The organism is Streptomyces sp. NPDC002690 (genome assembly GCF_053592415.1).
In genome coordinates this window covers 1-6,334 of record NZ_JBSFVR010000411.1, presented here as the reverse complement: position 1 = coordinate 6,334, position 6,334 = coordinate 1, and the positions used below count along the sequence as shown (strand labels likewise).

Here is a 6,334-nt window from a genome sequence, read left to right as displayed (position 1 = left end):
TCGGCCGCGGCCTGCGCCTCACCGGGCGGCCGGAGTCGTCCCACCACGGGCCGGAGCTGATCCTGCGGCGTGGACGGGTACTGCTCGTGCGGGGTACGCGGGGAATGCGAGGAGTGCGGGGTGTGCGCGGACTGCGAGGGGTTCGGGGTCCTCGTCCGGTCCGGGGCGGGCGGAAGCTGTTCCTGGACCGGCTGCCGTGCACGGTCCGGGCCCCCGGGAAGGACCGGTACCGACCGGGACTCGGCGAACGCCGGTGCCGGGTGGGCCCGTGGACCGGAGTCCTGGGCCGGCGGCCGGTGCACGGCACCGGGCGGGGGCACCGGGACACCCTCCGGCGGGGTGGTGGTGTCGCCCTCGGTGCCGAGCAGCACCTGCGGGAGGACCAGGACCGCCTGCGTACCGCCGTAGATGTTGCTCTCCAGCCGGACCGCGATGCCGTGGCGGCGGGCCAGTGCGGAGACGACGAACAGCCCGATGCGGCCGTCCTGGAGCAGGTGGGCGACGTTGACCTGGTCGGGGTCGGCGAGCAGGGCGTTCATCCGGCTCTGCTCCTGGCCCGGCATGCCGAGCCCGCGGTCCTCCACCTCCAGCGCGAAGCCCGCCGTGACGGGCTGGACACGCAGCAGGACCTGGGTGTGCGGGGCGGAGAACACCGTGGCGTTTTCCACGAGTTCGGCCACCAGGTGGATCACGTCGGCGACGGCGTGTCCACGCAGGGTGCCCTCGATCGGCGGCACCAGTTTGACCCGCGGGTACTGCTCGACCTCCGCGATGGCGGAGCGCAGCACCTCGGTGAGGGTGACCGGGTTCGACCACTGCCGACGGGACACGGCGCCGCCGAGCACGGCGAGGTTCTCGGCGTGGCGTCGGATGCGGGTCGCCAGGTGGTCGACGTGGAAAAGGCCCTTGAGGAGGTCGGGGTCCTCCACCTCGTGTTCGAGTTCGTCGAGGATCTGGATCTCGCGGTGCACCAGAGACTGAAGGCGACGCGCGAGGTTGACGAAGACCTCGACCTTCTGTTCGTTGCCCGTGTTGCTGAAGAGCTGGGACGCCTGGCCCACGGCGGCCACGGCGGCCTCCTGGGACCGTGCGATCTCCTGTCCCAGCAGGTCGAAGGCATCCGCTCCCGGGGCGGTGGGCTGCGAGGCCTTGCGGGCGGGCAACTGCTCCCCGGCCCGGAGCTGTTCCAGCGCTCGCTGCAGGTCGACCTGGCCCCGGGCGTTGGCCCGGCGCAGCGCCTGGGCGCGGTCGAGCAGCCCGGCCGAGATCCGGCGGGCGCCGACGCACGCGGCCACGACGGCCGTCAGGGCCAGTGCGCCGGATCCCCCGAGCGCCGCCAGCAGGCTGCCGGAGGGACGCACCCCGGAAGCCCGTACGGTGAAGATGACCGCGGCGGTACCGCTCAACAGGGCGGCCACGGTCGGCAGCAGCGCCGCCCGCACCATCTGACCGCGTATCCGCAGCTCCGACGCCGACTGCACGGCGCGCGGCTTGGCGGCGGCGGTCTGGGAACGGCCCGCCGGGCGGCCGTGCCGCCCGCTCTCTCGGCGATCCGGTCGCGCTTCTGGTGCGCGAAGTTGAGACATCAGCGTCCTCGGTACGTGGGGCACCCGGAATCGTTCATGCGGTGGCACCAAAGGGGGTCGGTCAGGCTCCGGATCAACCGGGCGGGCTCGAAGAACATGAGCCCATCGTTGATCACTGAGCACACACGGTAGTCGCCGACGCGGCGGGCGTGAGCGCCAGTTGTCGAACTTGCCCGCCATCCGTCCCGCTCTGGTATGACGGCCCGCACTGGCGACCGATTTCCACTCGCCTTTTTCGACGACCGGACCGGTGGAGCCGAGTGGCGCACGTCACCCCGCGCGACCGCCCACTCTCCACGAGAGCCATGCATCACACCCCTCCACCACGGCGACGACAGATCCCGCTCACCCCTCGTGACGAGCGCGCCCGGGCACGCGGTCGTCGCGGCGGAGCACGACGAGTTCCGCCGAGGCGAGAGACGCCGCCGGGCACGACGAGTTCCGCCGAGGCGAGAGACACGGCCGTCGCACCCACCCCCAGGGCACCGACGAGATGCCCGGACGGCCCGCGAAACCGGCGGGAGCGGTCGGACGCGGCCCGGACGTACGCCCACCCGCGCGTCGGCCCGCCGCCGCACCACCGGGCAGCTCGCCCCTCCAGCGGGCACGATCGTTCAAGACGTGAACCGGGCGGTCCGAAATCCTGTCGGCGCACATCAACAGAAGGTCCGTACCAGCACCTTGACGCCCCCTCTCCCCCTCACTTAAATCAAGTAGTGAATTAACAACCGGCCTTGCACCTCGGGGTGGTGGACTTCGATCCCGGTCCGCCACACCTTCATCCGCCATGCCTTCATCTGTCATGGCCATGACAGATGCCCCCCACGCGAAGTGATGTGATGACCGTGCGAACTCCCTTCAGGCGCCGACTGGCGCTCTCCGTCGCCTCCCTGCTCTGCTGTTCGGGCGTACTCATGGCCGCACCGGCCGGCGCGGCGCCCGTGACCGCGGAGAGCGCCGCCACCGCGGCCGCGGCGACGACCTTCGCCGACGACTTCAACGGCACCGCCGGGTCCGCGCCCGACGCGAGCAAGTGGCAGACCGAGACCGGCGACAACGTCAGCAACCACGAGCGGCAGTACTACACGGCGGGGTCGAACAACGCCAAGCTCGACGGCCAGGGCAATCTGGTCATCACCGCTCGCAAGGAGAACCCCGCCAACTACCAGTGCTGGTACGGCACCTGCCAGTACACCTCGGCCCGGCTGAACACCTCGGGCAAGTTCACGTCGACGTACGGACACGTCGAGACCCGGATGAAGATCCCGCGCGGCCAGGGCATGTGGCCGGCGTTCTGGATGCTCGGCGCGGACCTGGGCAGCGTCGGCTGGCCCAACAGCGGTGAGATCGACATCATGGAGAACGTCGGCTTCGAGCCCGGCGCGGTCCACGGCACCATCCACGGCCCCGGCTACTCCGGCTCGGCGGGCATCGGTGCGGGCTACTCCCTGCCGAGCGGCCAGGCCTTCGCCGACGCGTTCCACACCTTCGCGGTCGACTGGGCCCCCAACTCCATCACCTGGTCGGTCGACGGAAACGTCTACCAGACGCGTACCCCCGCAGACCTGGGCGGCAACAGCTGGGTGTTCAACAAGCCCTTCTTCATCATCCTGAACCTCGCGGTCGGCGGCTACTGGCCCGGCGACCCCGACGGCTCGACGCCGTTCCCCGGTCAGCTCGTCGTCGACTACGTGCACGTCACCACCAGTGACGGCGGTACCACCCCTCCCCCGGCCACCGGTGGTTCGATCACGGGCATCGGCGGCAAATGCGTCGACGTCGCCGGCGCCGCCACCACGAACGGCACCGCCGTCCAGCTCTACGACTGCAACGGCTCGGCCGCCCAGAAGTGGGCCGTCAACAGCGACGGCACCATCCGCGCGCTGGGCAAGTGCCTCGACGCCAAGGACGCCGGAACCGCCGACGGCACCCTGCTCCAACTCTGGGACTGCAACGGAACCGCCGCGCAGAAGTGGGCGACTCCCGCGGCCAAGGACATCGTCGGCATCCAGTCGAACAAGTGCATGGACGCCACCGGCAACTCCTCCGCCAACGGCACCCGCCTCCAGCTCTGGACCTGCTCCGGCACCGCCAACCAGAAGTGGACGGTGAACGCCGCGTGAGCGCCCTCACCGCATCCCGTCGCCGCTGGGTCCCGTCCCTGGCCGTGCCCGCCGCGCTCCTCCTCGCCGCGGGAGCCTCCCTCGTCTCGCTGCCCGCCACCGCGCAGGCGGCGGTGACCGCGACCGGCGCGATCACGGGCATCGGCGGCAAATGCGTCGACGTCGCCGCCGCTTCCTCGGCCAACGGCACGGCCGTCCAGCTCTACGACTGCAACGGCAGCGCGGCGCAGCAGTGGAGCGTCAACTCCGACGGCACCATCCGCGCGCTGGGCAAGTGCCTCGACGCCAAGGACGCCGGAACCGCCGACGGCACCCTGCTCCAACTCTGGGACTGCAACGGAACCGCCGCACAGAAATGGGCCGTCCCCGCCGCCAAGGACATCGTCGGCATCCAGTCGAACAAGTGCATGGACGCCACCGGCAACTCCTCCGCCAACGGCACCCGCCTCCAGCTCTGGACCTGCTCCGGCACCGCCAACCAGAAGTGGACGGTCCCCTCGGGCGGCAGCACGCCGGCCCCCGGCGGGACCATGGCCGTGGCCCCGTACCTCTACAACGGGTGGGGCAGCCCGCCGAATCCGACGACCGTGATGAACGCGACCGGGGTGAAGTGGTTCACGCTGGCGTTCGTCCTGAGCAACGGCTACTGCAACCCGCAGTGGGACGGCTCGCGGGCGCTGGCCGGCGGGGTCGACCAGCAGACGATCAACACCGTGCGCGGGGCGGGCGGCGACGTCATCCCGTCGTTCGGCGGCTGGAGCGGCAACAAGCTGGAGACTTCCTGCTCCAGCGCCGGTGAGCTGGCAGCCGCGTACCAGAAGGTCATCAACGCGTACGGGCTCAAGGCGATCGACATCGACATCGAGGCGGACGCCTACAGCAACGCCACCGTGCAGCAGCGCACGGTGGACGCGTTGAAGACCGTCAGGGCCAACAACCCGGGCATCAAGGTGTACGTGACCTTCGGCACCGGCCAGAGCGGTCCGGACAGCTCGCTGATCAACCGGGCCGCCTCCTCGGGGCTGACCGTCGACAGCTGGACGATCATGCCGTTCGACTTCGGCGGCGCCGGCCAGAACATGGGCAACCTCACCAAGCAGGCAGCCGAGGGCCTGAAGAACGCGGTGAAGAGCGCCTACGGCTACACCGACGACCAGGCGTACCGGTCGATCGGCATCTCGTCCATGAACGGTCTCACCGACGACAACGAGACGGTGACGGTGGACGACTTCCGCACCATCCTCGCCTACGCCCAGCAGCACCACCTGGCGCGGCTGACCTTCTGGTCGGTCAACCGTGACCGGCCGTGCACCGGGGGCGGCGCGGACACCTGCTCGGACGTCAGCCAGCAGGCATGGGACTACACCCGCGTGTTCGCGCAGTACACGGGGTGAACCATGGCGCGGTGGCCGGACCCGTCACGGTCCGGCCACCGCGCTCCGGGGCGCGGACGCGGACAACGGCACAGGAGGGAGGCCAGGGCAGAGCACCGGTGACGGGACTGATGGAATACCGGCAAGGCCGGCCGCCCAGTTCGAGGACGGCTCGCCCCGGTATCGCACAGCCCTGCCCAGCACCGGAGAGAGCACGCGCATGAAGATCGTCGACGCGAAGTTGATCGTCACCAGTCCCGGACGCAACTTCGTCACGCTGAAACTGACGACCGACGAAGGGCTCACCGGTCTCGGCGACGCCACCCTCAACGGCCGGGAACTCGCCGTCGTCAGTTACCTCGACGACCACGTCCTGCCGCTCCTCATCGGGCTCGACCCGCACCGCGTCGAGGACACCTGGCAGTACCTGTACCGCGGCGCCTACTGGCGGCGCGGGCCGGTCACCATGGCCGCGATAGCCGCCGTGGACGTGGCGCTCTGGGACATCAAGGCCAAGGCCGCGGGGCTCCCGCTCTACCAGCTCCTCGGCGGCGCGAGCCGCGACCGGGTCCGCACCTACGGCCACGCCAACGGCGCCGGTATCCCGGAGCTGCTCGACTCCGTCCGGGCCCGCCTCGCCGAGGGATACCGGGCCGTCCGCATCCAGACCGGCGTGCCGGGGCTGAAGGCGGTCTACGGGGTGCACACCACCGACGAGAGCGGCGCCGCCGTGCTCCATCAGCGGGCCAGGCCGCTGGTGGAGGACTGGGACACCGACGCATACCTGCGGCACGTCCCGGCGGTCTTCGAAGCGGTACGGGCGGAGTTCGGCGACGAACTGCCGCTGCTCCACGACGCCCATCACCGGCTCACCCCGATCCAGGCGGCGCGGCTCGGCAAGGACCTGGAGCCGTACCGCCCGTTCTGGCTGGAGGACTGCACGCCCGCCGAGAACCAGGACGCGTTCCGCCTGATCCGCCACCACACGACCACCCCGCTCGCGGTGGGCGAGGTCTTCAACACCGTCCACGACTACCAAGCCCTGATCACCGAGCGGCTGATCGACTACGCACGTTCGGCGGTCACCCACTTCGGCGGGGTCACCCCGCTGCGCAAGCTCTTCGACTTCGCCGCGCAGTACCAGGTCAAGGCCGCGACGCACGGGCCGGAGGACATCTCGCCGGTGGGCATGGCGGCGGCGGTCCACCTGGACCTGGCCGTGCACAACTTCGGCATCCAGGAGTACTCGGGG

Annotated in this window: 4 protein-coding genes; 3 read left to right on the top strand and 1 reads right to left on the bottom strand. The window is 70.6% G+C overall.

The window, feature by feature from the left end:
- Positions 1–1,586: ATP-binding protein (locus ACWD3D_RS31985; protein ID WP_451464237.1), on the bottom strand; the 1,586-nt coding region annotated here is incomplete at its 3' end.
- Between the two features lie 839 nt (positions 1,587–2,425).
- Here ACWD3D_RS31985 and ACWD3D_RS31980 point away from each other — a divergent pair.
- From ACWD3D_RS31980 to manD, 3 genes are all read left to right on the top strand, one after another.
- Entirely contained in the window at positions 2,426–3,709 is a 1,284-nt protein-coding gene (locus ACWD3D_RS31980) for a family 16 glycosylhydrolase (RefSeq protein WP_451464236.1), read from the top strand.
- Positions 3,706–5,103 (top strand): ricin-type beta-trefoil lectin domain protein, encoded by a 1,398-nt coding sequence (locus ACWD3D_RS31975; RefSeq protein ID WP_451464235.1) that lies wholly within the window; start codon positions 3,706–3,708, stop codon positions 5,101–5,103. The genes ACWD3D_RS31980 and ACWD3D_RS31975 overlap by 4 nt, the downstream gene beginning before the upstream one ends.
- A 199-nt stretch (positions 5,104–5,302) precedes the next feature.
- Positions 5,303–6,334, top strand: a 1,032-nt coding sequence (gene manD, locus ACWD3D_RS31970; RefSeq protein ID WP_451464234.1) for a D-mannonate dehydratase ManD, incomplete at its 3' end; no start/stop codon positions are given.